We start from the raw sequence: 14,176 nt of genomic DNA, 5'->3' as shown, positions 1-14,176 counted from the left end.
AAGATGTTTAACGAAATACTACTTGGTGGCTCAATAGCTACAGTGAGTGGGGTTATCGGTTTTTTCATCTCTAAAAAAATCACTAGTGCAAATTTTGATATCTATCTAGAACAGGCAAAGGCTAAAGCAAAAGCTATAGACAATGAGTCACAGACTCTACTTGAACGTGCTCACTTAAAATCACGTGGAATTGAGCTTGAAGCACAAAAAGAGTTTGATAGTGCCAAAGAGAGAGCTAAAGCTGATCTGAGTCAAAGAGAAGATGAGCTTATAAAAAAAGAGCAGAGTTTCAGCCGGTATAAGCAGAGTGAAGATGAAAAGATTCAAGCCGCGCAAAATGTGATAAATGCAAAAGAGATTAATTTAAAGAGAAATGAAAAATCCCTCTCCCAACTTAAAGAGAGATATGAAAAAAAGATAGATGAAGCACTTCATGTAATAGAACATGTTGCAGGTATGACACAAGAAGAGGGAAAAACTCTACTTTTAGAGAAGGTAGAAGAGAAAGCCCGCGGTGATATTGCCCACATAGTTAGAAAGTGTGAGAGTCAAGCAAAAGAAGAAGCAGAAAAAAAGGCAAACTATATTTTAGCTCAGGCTACAAGTCGTTTTGCTGGTGAGTTTGCATCTGAGCGTTTAACAAATTTAGTACACTTGGATAATGATGAGCTTAAAGGCAGAATCATTGGAAAAGAGGGACGAAATATCAAAGCCTTAGAAGTTTTAATGGGTGTTGATATCATTATTGATGATACGCCAAATGCAATTTTGGTGAGTAGTTTTAACCTCTATAGACGAGCAATCGCAACTAAAACTTTACAACTACTAATCGAAGATGGAAGGATTCAACCTGCTCGCATAGAAGAGATATATAACAAAGTTTCTACCGAGTTTGAGTCAAAGATACTCTCAGAAGGTGAAGAACTAGTAGCTCAGATGGAAGTTGGCTCGATGCATCCTGACCTGATGAGACTTATTGGTAGACTACGTTATCGTGCTAGTTATGGTCAAAATGCACTTGCACATACCTTAGAAGTAGCTCATTTAGCTGGTATTATGGCATCTGAAATGGGTGGAAATGCAAAGTTGGCAAAACGTGCAGGATTACTACACGATATCGGTAAAGCACTCACTCATGACCATGATGGAAATCATGTTGATTTAGGTGCAGATATATGTAATCGATATAATGAGGATGAAGTAGTTATTAACGCAATATATGCACACCACGGGCAACAAGAGATAAACTCAATAGAGTGTGGTGCTGTATGTGCGGCAGATGCTCTCTCTGCAGCTCGTCCAGGTGCAAGACGCGAAGTACTAGAGAGTTTTTTAAAGCGTGTTACTGAGATAGAAGATATAGCGTCTTCTCACAGTGGCGTTAAACAATCTTATGCGATAAACGCAGGGCGTGAAGTAAGAGTTATCGTAAACGCAACTCTTGTAAATGATGATGAATCTGTTTTAATGGCTAAAGAGATAGCTAAAGAGATAGAAGAAAAAGTTCAGTACCCTGGCGAAATAAAAGTTAATGTAATCCGTGAGAGTAGAGCTATAGAGTTTGCTAAATAGCAACTCTATACTTTTTTATTTTACAGATTTATCTATAGTAACTATTATTGCCCCTCTTAAGTCACCCATCTCATAGCCTACAGCATTATCAATAGGGTATCTCTGACTAATAGCACGCTTGACCTCTATGTCCTTAAGTGTTCCATGACATTTTAAACAGGCTTTATTATTGATAAGTAAAGGTTTATAGTAGTTGTAAGTATGATTATCTATCTTTTCTATAAAGTACTCTGGTAAAATAAGATTAGCTTCTTTTAAATTCTCTATTGCATCGAGTATCTTTTGCTCATTTTCTAAGGGAGCGTTTGCGGGACTTCTAAACTTACTGCTAACTCTTTTTACTTTCACTCCATTTGGAAGTTTTTTATTTACACTTTCTGTAAGAGTATATGCTTCGTTTGAGCAAAACTCAAAAGCTTGCATCACTTTATCGCCTTTTATCTTCTTTTTCATTTTTTTCATTAGAGTGCTTGCAAGCATCATTGAACCTTTATCTCCCAGTTCAATTACACTCTTCATCTCTTCTTCTTGTTTGTTTACTGGTGCTGCTAAAAGTATACTTGCTGTTAAGCTTATAGATGTGATATATTTTATAATTTTCATTTTCGTTCCTATTTTGAGTTGTTTTAAAAGTCTAATTTATAAATCTTCATTTGCAATTATACAAAACTTAGAATAATTTAATGCAACTTTGACTATAATCTCGTAATTTATTTTCAGACAGGGAGCTATTCTATGCCAGAATTGTTTACATTTTTCGGACTTGTTACACATGACAAGACTTTTATCTACATCACTCACATGTTGCTATCAGCAGGTATCGCGTTACTTATAGTAAGAATGGCTATGTCTAACCTACAGATTGTTCCTAAGGGAACACAAAATGTAATGGAAGCATATATTGGTGGTGTTTTACAAATGGGAACAGATGTTATGGGAAAAGAGGCTGCTAGCCGTTACCTTCCCCTTGTAGCAACTATTGGTCTATTTGTAGGAATCGCTAACTTAATTGGTGTTGTTCCGGGTTTTGAAGCTCCAACTGCATTTTTAGAGATGCCTTTAACTCTTGCTCTTGTTGTATTTGTTTACTATAATTTTGAAGGTATCCGTCGTCAAGGTGTAGTTAAGTACTTCAAGCACTTTTTAGGTCCAGTTTGGTGGTTATACTGGTTAATGTTTCCAATTGAAATCGTTTCTCACTTCTCACGTTTAGTATCTTTATCTTTCCGTTTATTTGGAAATGTAAAGGGTGATGATATGTTCTTAATGGTAATTCTTATGCTAGCTCCTTGGTTATTACCAATGATTCCATTTGCACTTTTAACATTCATGGCATTCCTGCAAGCTTTCATTTTCATGATGCTTACATATGTTTACCTTGGTGGTGCAGTAGCTGTTGACGACCACTAGGCTTAGTAGTTTTGCGAAAAGATATTTATGATAGAATCATAAGCTTTTTGCAAGGAGCATCGTGGGCTATTGTCCTTTTTGGTGCTCTTCTCACATTTCAAGTTTCTATTTTATTTGGTCTCTCTAGTGCGATTTTCTTTACTATATTTTTTATTATCATCTCACTCTTTCTTATTCTCGCACTTGATGCTTTTTCTGTAAACAAACAAAGATTAGCAGAGTCAAAAAAACAGACAGAACTTCTTCAAAAGATTTACTCTAAGCATACTAAATAACAGATTTTAAAGCTTTCTTTAGATAAAATAGATAATTAATATTTTTTAATTATAAGGAAATCTATGTTTGAAGTAGTTATCGGTCTTGAAGTCCATGTTCAATTAAATACAAAAACTAAACTTTTTTGCTCGTGTGCTACGAGTTTTAATCATAAGCAAAATACAAATACATGTCCAACTTGTTTAGCTCTGCCGGGAGCACTTCCAGTTTTAAATCAAGAGGTTTTACAAAAAGCTGTTATGCTTGGTACCGCTCTAGGCGCTACTGTAAATCGTACCTCTTACTTTGATCGTAAATCATACTTTTATCCAGATAGTCCTACTGCATATCAAATCACACAGTTTTATACTCCAGTAATACAAAATGGTACTTTAGATATAAACTTTGAAGATGGTTCAAAAAAAACTATTCGCGTTGGGTTTGCTCATATAGAAGCTGATGCTGGAAAAAATATTCACGAGGGAGATATCTCTAAAGTTGATTTGAACCGTGCAGGAACGCCTCTTCTTGAGATAGTAACTCAACCAGATATGAGAAGTGCCGAAGAAGCTGTTTTATATCTTAAAAAACTTCACTCAATTATTCGCTATTTGGATATTGGTGATGCTAATATGCAAGAGGGTTCTTTTCGTGTAGATGTAAATGTTTCTATCCGTCCTAAGGGAGATGAGAAGCTTTATACTCGTGTTGAAGTTAAAAACATTAACTCATTTAAGTTCATTGAAAAAGCTATTGCAGTTGAAGTGGCTCGTCAGAGCGAAGCTTGGGAAGATGGCGTTTATGATGAAGAGATCTCTCAAGAGACTCGTCTATATGACCAAGAAAAAAATGAGACTCGTTCAATGCGTGGTAAAGAAGAAGCTGCTGATTATAGATATTTTCCAGAGCCAGATCTTCTAAAAGCTGTCGTGACAGATGAAATGTTTGAAAAGTATTCACAAATTCCTGAACTTCCAGATGCAAAACGTGATAGATTTGTAGAAGAGTTTGGACTTAACGAGTATAACGCAGGGGTAATTACGTCTTCTGTTGAAATGGCACACTTTTTTGAAACTATGATGGCTAAAGGTATTAGTGGTAAAAATGCTACTACATGGCTAACAGTTGAGCTACTTGCACGCTTAAAGGGAGAGTTGACTATTAGTAACTCTCCTGTAGATGCGGAGAAACTAGGGACTTTAGTCTCTCGCATAGAAGATCAAACAGTGAGTGGTAAAGCGGCAAAAGAAGTACTTGACTACTTAATGGAACATGATATAGATGTAGATAGTGCTATCGATACTTTAGGATTAAAGCAAGTGACTGACACGGGTGCTATTGAAGCTATCTGTGATGAAATAATCGCGGCGAATCCTGAAAAAGTTGAGCAATATAAGGGTGGTAAAGATAAACTCTTTGGCTTTTTTGTTGGACAAGTAATGAAAGCAAGTCAGGGAAGTGCAAATCCTCAAGCAGTAAATGAGCTTTTAAAAGCAAAACTAGGTTAAACACTTATGATAAAACGCCTGATTATAGATGGAGCATACTACTTACAAACATCTAAAGCTTATCAGGCAAAGAAAGTTTTTTTCTATAATCTTCTTGAAAACAATCAATATAAATATAAAAAATATGTAGACATATTTATGGTTACACTTATTTTTATTAGCGTAGCTGTGCTAATAAGAGAAGTGAAGCATGAAGTGCCTGATTACCTTAGATTTTTTAGTAGTTATGTCGTTTCGATTATATTTTTTATTGAGTATATCTTGAGACTTTGGATTAACAGTAGTGTAACAAGTATAATAGTACAACAAGCTGATCATAACTCTTTTCTATCTCAAGATTTAAGCCTTTTTAAAGTCTTAAAAAAAATCTTATATGTAAAATTAAAATATATTTTTTCTATTAGAGCCATTATTGATTTACTTGCTGTCCTTCCATTTTTCCATGAGTTAAGACTACTTCGCGTTTTTATACTTTTTCGTATTTTTAAACTCTTTCGTTATGCTAGAAGTTTTCAAATGCTTATTGGTGTATTGCAGAGTAAAAAATTTGAATTTATTACATTAGGGGTTTTTGCTTCCATTGTTATATTTGTCTCTTCTATTTTAATCTATGTTATGGAAGCCAACAATACGTCTTCGGCAATAAATACACTATTTGAAGCTGTCTATTGGTCTATCGTTACTATATCTACTGTTGGGTATGGAGATGTTACTCCTGTAACGACTGAGGGTAGAGTAGTAGCTATGCTTGTAATTACTGCAGGTATAGCAGTATTGGCATTTACGACCTCTTTAGTTGTTTCGGCATTTACGGAAAAGCTTGATGAAATTAAAGAAGTGAAAACAATAGAGGATATTAATAAATTAAAAAGATTTTATCTTGTATGTGGGTATGAGAGCGTTGCTAAAGAAGTGACACGTAAGCTATTGCTACAAGATAGTGATATTATAGTCCTAGATATAGATCCTCTAAGGATTGAAAATGCAAGAAATGATGGTTTAACGGTTCTACCTTATGACCCAGGAAGTATTGAAAGTTATAAAAAGTTAAACATAGATATTAAGAAGCAAGTAAAAGCGATTTTATGTTTACGAGAAGATGATGTTCAAAATGTTTATACGGCATTAACTGTACGCTCTTTAGATAAAGATATCTTTATACTCTCGCTGCTTATAAATGATGTAAATCGTAAAAAGCTACTCTTTGCAGGAATAAACAACTTAGTATATCCTCAAGAACTTGTAGGTCTAATGACTAAGGAGTTTATAGGTAAACCTGTTGCATTTGAAGTGATTCATGAACTTAGAAGTGAAAGTAACAATGTAAATATAGCTGAAATAGCAGTTACAGAAAGAATTGTAGAGAATTATCCTATTGTTGGAGAGTTTGGCAATAAAAACTTTAGAGTTATTATTCTAGGAGTATATAAACACACTAGTGATAGGTTTTTATTCAACCCAATAGATAGCACATTTTTAGAAGTTGGTGATTATATTATAGCTATTGGTTACGATGTTTTTATCAAAGAGTTTGAAAATCATCTTGATACAAAGGCCAAAAATGGATAAAAAATCAGCACTTATTTTTGGATTTAACAAGTATGCATTTGAGATAGTTCAAAATGTAAAAGATACATATCAAGAAGTATTTCTTTATTCAAATAATAAAAATGATTTGGAAGATGAAACATATGACGCGGAGTATTTTGACTTAAGTGACGATTGGTCGAGCATTGAAAATAGTATAGACACGGAAAGTTCGGTAGTCTTTTGTGTTTTAGCGGATAGTGCAGAAAATATTTTTTTAACAATCTCTTTGAGAGAGTATTTTCCAAAATTGAGCATCATCGCTATTGCATCAAATAAAGAAAATGCAACTAAATTAAGTCTAGCGGGTGCTAATAAAGTTATTCCAGTTGTTGAGACTACAGCTGATATTATTACCAATATTTTACAATTACCTATTTCAAATAAAGTTTTACATAGTATCCTCTTTGAGGAGAATGATTTAAAAATAGCACAGATTAAAATTGATGAGCATTGTAATATAAAAGATGAAGAGATTTTAAGTATTGACTGGAGTAGATATAAGGGGATAATAGTCTTATCTCTAATGCATGAGGATATGAAGAGCGAGTTTATTTATTCTTCCAAGGCTAAAAACCATATATTAACAAGTGGTGACACTCTTGTTGTAGTTGGCTATAAAAATGATATTCAAGAATTTAGAAAGTACATAAGGAATAGAGAATGAAAGTAGGCGTTATAGGAGCTGGGAAATGGGGAAGTGCTCTAGCTTATGCATTTGGGATTAATAATGAAGTATACATTACATCTAGAACACCAAGAGATGTGGATAATTTTTTACCTTTAGAAGAGATTTTAAAGTGTGAGTATCTCATTATTACCGTTCCTGCACAGGAAGTTGCACGGTGGTTAGAAGAGAACTTTATCTTTAGTGGACAAAAAGTTTTAGTTGCTTCAAAAGGTATAGAGGCATCAAGTGGTAGATTTTTAAATGATATATATAAAAAGCATATTCCAGATGAAAATATAGCCTTTCTCTCAGGTCCATCATTTGCAGCTGAAGTGATTCAGTCTCTTCCAACAGCACTTGTTGTTAACTCTTTAAATGAGACTTTAAGTTCAGAATTTGCAGCACTTTTTCCTCCTTTTATAAAAGCTTATACTTCAAAAGACGTTATTGGTGCAGAGGTCTCAGGTGCATATAAAAATGTTATTGCGATTGCTGCTGGGATATGTGAAGGTTTAGGACTTGGTAAAAATGCAGCAGCTGCGTTAATATCTCGCGGTCTTGTAGAGATGCAGCGTTTTGGTAAAGTATATGGGGCTAAAGATGATAGTTTTGTAGGTCTTAGCGGTGCGGGAGATTTATTTTTAACAGCATCTTCCACTATGAGTAGAAACTTCCGTGTTGGACTTGGGCTTGCTAAAGGTAAAACGCAAGATGAAATAATGAAAGAGTTAGGAGAAGTAGCAGAAGGTATTGGAACCTCTTATGCCCTTCATAGAATAGCTCAAAATAAAGATTTGTACCTTCCTATAGCAAAAGAAGTTTATGCAATGCTTGAAGGTAAAAATCCTCAAGAGTCTTTAAGAGATTTACTTTCAAGTTAATTAAACTATCTAAAAGATTAATTTTCTAGTATATTAAGATAAACATATTACTATTCTCTTCCAATTTATATATTAGAGTAAGGAATAGAATGGATAAGAATAAACTACCTGGTTCGGCTGGCGAACATATGATGCAAGAAAAATTTAATACACAAGATAAAGCAGAAGATTTTTACAATAGACAAATGCTAGACTATATCGCACCCCACATGAAAGAGTTTATTTCTAAACAAGAGATGGTTTTTCTTGCCACTTCAGACAAAAATGGTGAGTGTGATAGCTCTTTTCGCTCTGGCGAAGCTGGCTTTGTTATTGTCCTTGATGAAAAACATATTATCTATCCAGACTTCAAAGGCAATGGTGTCTTGGCCTCTTTAGGAAATATATCGGAAAACCCACATATAGGTATGCTGTTTATAGATTTTTTTGAAAATAAAGTAGGTTTGCATGTTAATGGAAAAGCAAAGCAGCTAAATGAAGAAGAAGTTTTGTCTTTTATAGATAAAATAAAATCAAATGTAAAGTTACCTACCTTAAAACAAAAAGTATCATTTTGGACGCTTGTCTTTGTGGAAGAAGCATATATACATTGCTCAAGAAATATTCCCATCTTGAAGAAAAATGAAGACAACTCAGAAGATGAAAAATCTCGTCCAATAGATTTCTTCAAGCTTCTGTGAAATAAGATTTTTAATTCAAAAAATTCTCAATATCAATAACTATCTCATCAATAGCCTCAGTAGCTTTTTTATAGAGTACTTTTGAATAGAGATTGTCATTTATTGCGGCACTCTCTTCAAGGTTGTTTAGTATTGATAGCTTTATAGCATTAGATAGAAACATATCTGTGTTAATGACATTACCACTTGTTCCTATAACTATAAATGCTTCACAATCATTTAACTCATCATAGAGATCTTGATATTTTGGAGCTGCTTCTCCAAAAAATACGACATTAGGACGGAGTTTGTTATGGCACTCGGGGCATGAGTCATAAGTATCCTTAAGTTTATCATAGCCTATGTCATCGAGAAACCCACACTTTTCACACCATACTTCTCTAACAAACCCATGGAGATGAAGTACATTTTTACATCCAGCTTTCTCAAACATGTCATCAACATTTTGTGTGATTAGTTTTATCTTAGTAGGGTACTTATCATACAGTTTTTTTATCTCTAAATGAGCTCTATTTGGTTTTTTATCTGAAATATCTTCTCTGCGTTTATCATAAAAGTCTATGGTCTCCTGATAGTTGAAATCTAAACATCCTGCACTACAAATATCTTCTATCTTGTAGTTCTCCCAGAGCCCATCACTATCTCTAAATGTAGATATTCCACTCTCAGCACTTATACCAGCACCTGAAAATATGATTACTTTTGCCATTGCAACTCCTTTAATGAGTAAATTTTATCACAAAATACCTATTAAATTTTATATGTTATATTGCTGTCTATATATTGAATTATGTTATTATATTATTATCACATTGATATATAAGGATAAATAAGATGTTTTTTTCTAAAAGTAAAAAAATTGAAGATGAGTTAAATCTAGTTACAAAAGACAATGCAATTCTAAGGCTTGAAATAGATGCACTAAAAGAAAAAAATATGCAACTTCAAGAAGAACTTCTTACTAAAGAGAATAGCGAAGTTATGAATAATCTTATTCGTTCACTTACCAAAGGCTTAACAACTGGTTGTGGTAGGGACCTTAATATCATTAAAGATGATTTAGAAAGTAACTTAAACTCTTTAAATGAAATAGAAGATAGAAATCATGAAAATGATGAACATACTCATGACTTTTCATCAGGTATAAGTGAACTTTCTGAAACTATGAGCTTGCTACTTGAACATATATCAAGTACTTATGAGCAGGTTAATACTTTAAATACAAATGTAGATAGTATTTCTGATGTTATTATGCTTATTAAAGATATATCTGACCAGACAAATTTACTAGCATTAAATGCAGCTATAGAAGCGGCACGTGCAGGTGAGCATGGACGTGGATTTGCTGTTGTTGCTGATGAAGTAAGAAAGCTTGCTGAGAGAACACAAAAAGCAACTAGTGAAGTTGAAATATCAGTCTCTTCATTAAAGCAAAACACTCAAGAGGTACATGAACACTCTCAAGCTATGGAGAGACTCTCTCAAAGTTCCAATGAACAAATGGATATATTTGAAGAAAAAATGGTGATTCTTTCTCAAAACTCTATAATGATTTCTCAAGAGACTAAGGATGTTACAAATGCAGTGTTTATGGTTTTAGTTAAGCTAGATCATCTTTTATTTAAAGCAAATGGGTACAAAACTGTTTTCTCAGGAAAATCAACTGATGAATTCGTAACAGATAATGAGTGCAGACTCGGTAAGTGGTACTTTGAAGGTAATGGAAAAGATGCATTTAGTAAGTGTGCTAGCTATGCTAAGATGGCTTTACCACATAAAGCTGTACATGATAACATCAAAAAAGCGATAGATTGTGTAAATAATGGGACATGTACTCAAGAGTCTCAAAATGTTATGACTTACTTTGATGCGGCAGAAGATGCTTCAAAACAAGTTGTACAAACTCTCAATTCGATGCTTAGTGAAGAAAAAGTTTTAAGACATAAAAAGTAGATTTTTAAACTCGTATTCTTTGTAGTTAATATCTTTTGCTATACTAGTAAAAATAAAGAGTACGAGGGTATATGAAAAAATTTGTAGGCTTTTTGCTGATAGCTTTAGGTATTTTTCTTGAAGTGATGTGGCTGGGATTTTGTTTTGGAAGTATCATCATAGGTATACTTCTTCTTGTTTTTGCACCTAGAATACTCTTCTTCCCATTTAATTTCTTTTTAGTTGTTGGTCTTAGTGTTATGGGGAAACAGGCTTTTAGTGGTACTAGAAGTTTTAAATATGGAAGTTACTCACAAGGTGGAAGTTCTCACTCAAACAGAGGATACACTCAAAGTGTAAATAATTTTGATAAATATTATGAAATCCTAGAGTCAAGTAAAACAGATGGCATGGATGTAATCAAAAAGAATTACAGACGACTTATGAAAGCATATCATTATGACTCTATAGCAAGTAAAGATTTACCTGAGCACATGATTAAGCTAGCAGAAGAGAAAACAAAAAGCCTCAACGAAGCATATAGTGCTATAAAAGCAGCTAGGTCTTAGTCCTAAAGTATATACAAACATCTAGTTATGTTATAATCGCGATATATTAATATAAGTGGATATCTATGCTCTCATCAGACGTAAGTGAAATTTTAAACAACAAAGACAAACTTCTCACGCAAACTTATTTTGATTTACAAAGACATTTCGAAGAAAAATACGGAAATGATACTGTAGTGTTTATGGAAATAGGCACATTTTTTGAAGTATATGAAGTAAATAACGATGAAGAGCAGATTGGTAAAGCCAAAGAGATGGCTGAACTACTTAATATCCAACTCACTAAAAAAAATAAAAACATCATTGAAAACTCAGATAAAAATCCACTTCTTGCGGGCGTACCTGCAGTTTCATTTGAACGTTATTTAAGCCGCCTTATTTCAGAGCAAAAATATACTATCATAGTTGTAAAACAAAAAGGCAATCCACCAAAGATAAGTAGATATATCGCTCAAATAGTCTCACCAGGAACAAATTTTGACCATATAGTAGATAATGATGATAACTACATAGTCTCAATTCTTGTAGATAAATATAGAGATGTTTATAGTGTTGGCTACTCGGCAATAGACGTAACGACTGGAAAGACTTGGCTCTATGAGACACACTCTACAAGCGAAGACCCATCATATGCACTTGATGAAGTTTTTAACCTTTTAAACGTATATAAAACAAGTGAGATAGTTATTACGTTTTTAGATGGGGTAGAAGAGCAACGCCATGTGATGCAGTACCTCGAAATTCCTGAGCATTATCACTACTCTGTCAATAACCAAAGACCTCGCATAGATTTTCAAAATGAGCTATTTAAAGAGGTCTATCAGATACAATCTCTTCTCTCGCCAATAGAGCATTTAGACCTTGAACGCTCCCCTATGATTACAGAGTCTCTTGCAATCTTAATTCATTTTGTAATAGAGCATGATTATCACATAGTTCAAAAGATGTCTATGCCGCGTTTAATAGATAATCGCCGTTTTATGTATCTTGGAAACAATGCGTTAGAGCAGATGGGTATCATCTCTAAAGATAGGCAAGAGTTTACGCTTCTAAAGATGATGGATAGAAGTGCAACTGCAATTGGTCGGCGTTTACTAAAAGAGCGTCTACTTAATCCCATCATGGAAAAAGCGGAACTTGAACGCCGATATAACCTCATAGAGAGAGTCTCTTCGCACACGAGATACTTAGATGAGATGATGCGTGGCGTTTATGATTTAGAGCGTTTATCTCGTAGGTTGAATCTTGGTCGCCTGCATCCATTTGAAATGAATCACATTTACGACTCTATGAGTAGCGTTAAAGAATTGATGATGTATGTCAAAAAACATAAGATTCAAAAGACTCCTTTTCATGAGAGTGAGGTTGAAGAGTTTTTAAGAGATATTAACAAAAGCATAGATCTAGACGTATCACGACGTTTTACCAATGCGACCGTAGATGAGAACTTCTTAATGAATGGCGTTGATGAGTCCATAGATACTCTTGTTAAAGAGAACGCGGTAATGCTCATAGCATTTGAGGACATCATCAAACGCATAGAAAGTATTTTACTCTCACAAAACGCGGGAAGTTCTAGTCGTTTGGTTACTCTTGGACTTTTGGAAAAAGAGGGTTATTATATCTCTTTGAGTAAAAATAGATACTCACTTATAGAAGCTGAATTTAAAAGTGATGAAGAGTTCTCAAAGTACAATGTAAAAAAGCTTACCAACTCTGTCAAAATAACTTCTACTTTTACAGATGATCTCTCTGATAAGATAATGAAAAACAGAAGAAAGATAGTAACGCTAGTTAAAGATAGGTTTATACAGCTTCAGGGTGTTTATGAACGCCGTTACGCACTTCTTTTTGATAGAGTTATCTCATATGTCTCAGACCTTGACGTTGGCGTTAGCTCATCTAAGGTGGCTCAACTCTATAAACACTCCCGTCCAATGATAGTAGAGCCAAAAGGTGATGAAAACTTTATACAGATAATGCAACTTCGTCATCCTCTCATTGAGATACAAGAGAGAGGTGGCCTTTACGTTCCCAATGACATAGTTATGGGTAATCGTGACTATATGGACCTGCCTCATCCAGATACTGTAATGCTTGAAGTGAGCGTTCATGATGGACATGAGATAAATGGTGTTTTACTCTATGGCATAAACTCTAGTGGTAAATCTTCACTTATGAAAAGTATAGGGATAGCTACACTTATGGCTCAGAGTGGATTTTTTGTCTCCGCTGCTGTTATGAAGTTTAGTATCTTTGATTCACTCTTTACTCGTATTGTCTCTAAAGACAACCTTGCTAAAGGTCTTTCAACCTTTGCTGTTGAGATGCTTGAACTTAAAAATATTTTTAACCGTTCAACCGTTCGCTCTTTAGTCTTGGGAGATGAGATAAGTCATGGAACGGAAACACTATCAGGCGTGGCGATAGTCGCAAGCGCTATTAAAAAGTTGGCAAAAACTAGGTGTCTTTTTCTTTTTGCAACGCACCTGCACCAACTCTCAACTATGAAAGAGATAACGACTCTTAAAAACGTAGTGGACCTGCACCTAAGCGTAGAGTATGATGAAGAAAAAGACGCACTTATTTTTAACCGTAAGCTCCAACAAGGCAGTGGAAGTAGCATATATGGTTTAGAGTTTGCAAAGTCGCTTCATATGGATGATGAGTTCTTAGAAGAGGCAAATAAAATCCGTAAGCGTTTATCAAATGATTTTGATGAGTTAGAACTGCTTGTGAAGAAAAAGACAAGTAAGTATAACAAAGACCTCTATGTTACAAAATGTATTATCTGTGGTGCTATTGCAGAAGATGTTCACCATATCTCTCAGCGTTCACTTGCCGATGGTGCTGGCTTTATTGGACATTTCCATCAAGATAATAAGCATAATTTAGTTCCTTTATGTAAAGAGCATCACCACTTAATACATGATGGAAAGATAAGAGTTGATGGTTTTATCATGACTTCTAAAGGGCTAGAGCTTCAGTTTGAAGAACAGATGAGTAAGCCTAAAGAGAAAAAAGTGATAGAGCCAGAGATAAATGAAAATGTTGATGTCCAAGAAGCAGACGAAGAACCAAAAGGTTTCGTCTTAGATGATTGGTAGAGAAT

The 14,176-nt window shown here is 34.3% G+C and carries 13 protein-coding genes and 1 pseudogene; 12 read left to right on the top strand and 2 right to left on the bottom strand.

Going from position 1 to position 14,176, the window contains the following annotated elements:
* The first annotated feature begins 3 nt into the window (after positions 1–3).
* Positions 4–1,572, top strand: a complete 1,569-nt coding sequence (rny, locus tag GJV85_RS08305; RefSeq protein WP_207560926.1) for a ribonuclease Y — start codon at positions 4–6, stop codon at positions 1,570–1,572.
* A gap of 15 nt (positions 1,573–1,587) precedes the next feature.
* Here rny and GJV85_RS08300 read toward each other — a convergent pair whose 3' ends face one another.
* Complete coding sequence (locus GJV85_RS08300; protein WP_207560925.1) at positions 1,588–2,175, bottom strand: Tll0287-like domain-containing protein; 588 nt, start codon at positions 2,173–2,175, stop codon at positions 1,588–1,590.
* A gap of 132 nt (positions 2,176–2,307) precedes the next feature.
* On the opposite strand from GJV85_RS08300, the gene GJV85_RS08295 reads away from it, so the two are divergent.
* From GJV85_RS08295 to GJV85_RS08265, 7 genes are all read left to right on the top strand, one after another.
* Positions 2,308–2,982, top strand: a complete 675-nt coding sequence (locus GJV85_RS08295; protein WP_207560924.1) for a F0F1 ATP synthase subunit A — start codon at positions 2,308–2,310, stop codon at positions 2,980–2,982.
* A gap of 11 nt (positions 2,983–2,993) precedes the next feature.
* On the top strand, positions 2,994–3,257 hold the full coding sequence (locus GJV85_RS08290) for a hypothetical protein (protein WP_207560923.1): 264 nt from the start codon (positions 2,994–2,996) through the stop codon (positions 3,255–3,257).
* 63 nt (positions 3,258–3,320) lie between these two features.
* Positions 3,321–4,745, top strand: a complete 1,425-nt coding sequence (gene gatB / locus GJV85_RS08285) for an Asp-tRNA(Asn)/Glu-tRNA(Gln) amidotransferase subunit GatB (protein ID WP_207560922.1) — start codon at positions 3,321–3,323, stop codon at positions 4,743–4,745.
* Positions 4,746–4,751: 6 nt separating this feature from the next.
* A complete protein-coding gene (locus GJV85_RS08280; RefSeq protein ID WP_207560921.1) occupies positions 4,752–6,314 on the top strand; it encodes an ion transporter in 1,563 nt (520 codons plus the stop codon).
* Complete coding sequence (locus GJV85_RS08275) at positions 6,307–6,999, top strand: NAD-binding protein (RefSeq protein ID WP_207560920.1); 693 nt, start codon at positions 6,307–6,309, stop codon at positions 6,997–6,999. Before GJV85_RS08280 ends, GJV85_RS08275 begins: the two co-directional genes overlap by 8 nt.
* Positions 6,996–7,883 carry an NAD(P)H-dependent glycerol-3-phosphate dehydrogenase gene (locus GJV85_RS08270; RefSeq protein ID WP_207560919.1) on the top strand — a complete coding sequence of 296 codons (888 nt, stop codon included), beginning with the start codon at positions 6,996–6,998 and terminating at the stop codon, positions 7,881–7,883. The genes GJV85_RS08275 and GJV85_RS08270 overlap by 4 nt, the downstream gene beginning before the upstream one ends.
* A gap of 89 nt (positions 7,884–7,972) precedes the next feature.
* On the top strand, positions 7,973–8,563 hold the full coding sequence (locus tag GJV85_RS08265; RefSeq protein WP_207560918.1) for a pyridoxamine 5'-phosphate oxidase family protein: 591 nt from the start codon (positions 7,973–7,975) through the stop codon (positions 8,561–8,563).
* 10 nt (positions 8,564–8,573) lie between these two features.
* Here GJV85_RS08265 and GJV85_RS08260 read toward each other — a convergent pair whose 3' ends face one another.
* Entirely contained in the window at positions 8,574–9,272 is a 699-nt protein-coding gene (locus GJV85_RS08260; RefSeq protein ID WP_207560917.1) for an SIR2 family NAD-dependent protein deacylase, read from the bottom strand.
* 125 nt (positions 9,273–9,397) lie between these two features.
* Here GJV85_RS08260 and GJV85_RS13820 point away from each other — a divergent pair.
* From GJV85_RS13820 to GJV85_RS08245, 4 genes and pseudogenes are all read left to right on the top strand, one after another.
* Positions 9,398–10,087: pseudogene (locus tag GJV85_RS13820) on the top strand (methyl-accepting chemotaxis protein); the annotation flags it as partial.
* Complete coding sequence (locus tag GJV85_RS13685; protein ID WP_430739172.1) at positions 10,064–10,516, top strand: CZB domain-containing protein; 453 nt, start codon at positions 10,064–10,066, stop codon at positions 10,514–10,516. The pseudogene GJV85_RS13820 and the gene GJV85_RS13685, both read left to right, overlap by 24 nt.
* 71 nt (positions 10,517–10,587) lie before the next feature.
* Positions 10,588–11,064, top strand: coding sequence for a DnaJ domain-containing protein (locus GJV85_RS08250; RefSeq protein ID WP_207560915.1), 477 nt, complete (start codon positions 10,588–10,590; stop codon positions 11,062–11,064).
* Positions 11,065–11,129: 65 nt separating this feature from the next.
* Positions 11,130–14,171, top strand: coding sequence for a MutS-related protein (locus tag GJV85_RS08245; protein WP_207560914.1), 3,042 nt, complete (start codon positions 11,130–11,132; stop codon positions 14,169–14,171).
* The last annotated feature ends 5 nt before the right edge of the window (positions 14,172–14,176 follow it).

Source organism: Sulfurimonas aquatica (assembly GCF_017357825.1).
Taxonomy (GTDB): domain Bacteria; phylum Campylobacterota; class Campylobacteria; order Campylobacterales; family Sulfurimonadaceae; genus Sulfurimonas; species Sulfurimonas aquatica.
Note: the sequence above shows the minus strand (reverse complement) of the source record. Positions and strands in the feature narration are given on the sequence as shown.

Bases quoted from the DNA above. Each gene is read 5' to 3' on its own strand.
- rny (WP_207560926.1), top strand. From the start codon at position 4: ATGTTTAACGAAATACTACTTGGTGGCTCAATAGCTACAGTGAGTGGG.
- GJV85_RS08300 (WP_207560925.1), bottom strand. From the start codon at position 2,175: ATGAAAATTATAAAATATATCACATCTATAAGCTTAACAGCAAGTATA.
- GJV85_RS08295 (WP_207560924.1), top strand. From the start codon at position 2,308: ATGCCAGAATTGTTTACATTTTTCGGACTTGTTACACATGACAAGACT.
- gatB (WP_207560922.1), top strand. From the start codon at position 3,321: ATGTTTGAAGTAGTTATCGGTCTTGAAGTCCATGTTCAATTAAATACA.
- GJV85_RS08280 (WP_207560921.1), top strand. From the start codon at position 4,752: ATGATAAAACGCCTGATTATAGATGGAGCATACTACTTACAAACATCT.
- GJV85_RS08275 (WP_207560920.1), top strand. From the start codon at position 6,307: ATGGATAAAAAATCAGCACTTATTTTTGGATTTAACAAGTATGCATTT.
- GJV85_RS08270 (WP_207560919.1), top strand. From the start codon at position 6,996: ATGAAAGTAGGCGTTATAGGAGCTGGGAAATGGGGAAGTGCTCTAGCT.
- GJV85_RS08265 (WP_207560918.1), top strand. From the start codon at position 7,973: ATGGATAAGAATAAACTACCTGGTTCGGCTGGCGAACATATGATGCAA.
- GJV85_RS08260 (WP_207560917.1), bottom strand. From the start codon at position 9,272: ATGGCAAAAGTAATCATATTTTCAGGTGCTGGTATAAGTGCTGAGAGT.
- GJV85_RS13685 (WP_430739172.1), top strand. From the start codon at position 10,064: ATGGATATATTTGAAGAAAAAATGGTGATTCTTTCTCAAAACTCTATA.
- GJV85_RS08250 (WP_207560915.1), top strand. From the start codon at position 10,588: ATGAAAAAATTTGTAGGCTTTTTGCTGATAGCTTTAGGTATTTTTCTT.
- GJV85_RS08245 (WP_207560914.1), top strand. From the start codon at position 11,130: ATGCTCTCATCAGACGTAAGTGAAATTTTAAACAACAAAGACAAACTT.